The sequence below is a fragment of the Oleiphilus sp. HI0043 genome (genome assembly GCF_001634935.1).
In genome coordinates, this window is record NZ_LWEY01001572.1 from 1 (window position 1) to 1,327 (window position 1,327).

The 1,327-nt window shown below is 40.3% G+C and carries 2 protein-coding genes; both read left to right on the plus strand.

The window, feature by feature from the left end; genetic code table 11:
- Window positions 1-727, plus strand: a 727-nt coding sequence (locus tag A3729_RS23435) for a TraU family protein (protein WP_197476009.1), incomplete at its 5' end; no start/stop codon positions are given.
- The coding region (locus A3729_RS23440; protein ID WP_068634347.1) for a TrbC family F-type conjugative pilus assembly protein at window positions 728-1,327 on the plus strand (600 nt) is incomplete at its 3' end. It lies immediately after the preceding gene.

Here is a 1,327-nt window from a genome sequence, read left to right on the forward strand (position 1 = left end):
GGAGCCATTTGCTATTGTTGATACGACATACGAATCGTGGCACATAGTTCCTTTTGATCTCAAGTTAGATTTAGCTGCTCCCTACATGCTTGATGGGGCTCGTGCCAGTGGCAGCTCTGGTAAAGCAGTAAAATCAAATATTCACTACATTACGTTTCCAGTGTTCAAATTACTCGATATGTTTGGAGATTTACCTTGTTTAAAGAACAGCGAAGAACTAGATCTAGCATCCGTTTCAGAAGTCCTCCCATTTTTTCAAAATGACTTACTTTCGCTAAACGTTTTCCCCGAAACATTACTACTTTCTAACCCTGCCACAACATTAGCATGTATTGCTGATGCAGTAGCAGTAACAACGGCCACACCAATTGATAGCCTTTTTTATTGCCTTGGGGCTGGCCAACTATATCCGATTTCTGCTACAGCCATTGGCGACAATGTTGTTGGAGCCAATGCCGACAATGCAGCACGAGGGATCTATATTATGGGCCGCCACGGACTTCTTAAAGAGTATGCGCCTAATGGCTGTTACAGCAACTATAAAACAATCTGGACGAAAAGCCGTTATCGCTTCCATCTATGGAGCCCAATGAGACAAGGAAAATGCGCCCCCTTTGGATACCCTGAACTTGTCTGGACATCTGGCCTACCAGCAGACCAGCTTGATAATGACATGTCATTCATGATGTGGCGTAAAGTAGATTGCTGCACAATGGGAGGAAACTAAATGCGTTTAACTACTTTGTTTTTGTTATTAATATCGTGCTCTGCATTGGCAGAAATAGATGTTTCCAAGCATGTTGAAGACTCAACTAAAGCGTTTAAATCAAAAGTACAAAAACTCGTCGATAAAACAAAGCTGAATAATCAAAACCATGAAAAAAGCCTAGAGAAAATAGAAAAGTACATTAACTCAGAACAATATATAGCTAGACAGGCAGAACTATCTGAAAGAATTGGTGACTCACTTGGCATTGATATTGAAAAACCAAATAAAAATAGAACAGATGAAAGCCGAATTTTGCCCAAAGGACATAGCATTCTATTGTATGTCTCAAGCTCTATGCCTAAAGAAGTTATCCACCGCTATGCACTAGACCTCCACAAAATACAAGGCACAATTCTTATTCGTGGGCCAATTGGAGGCATCAGCAAGATGCTGCCTACCTCTCGATTTATCAGAGATGTTACTAAGCGTGATATGAGCTGTATTGATAAACCTGATAAACCTTGTGAGCGCTTAAATATAGCTATCCGAATAGATCCAAAGAGATTTGCTGAAAACAAAATTAACCAGGTTCCAGCATTAACCTTTGAAACCAATTAC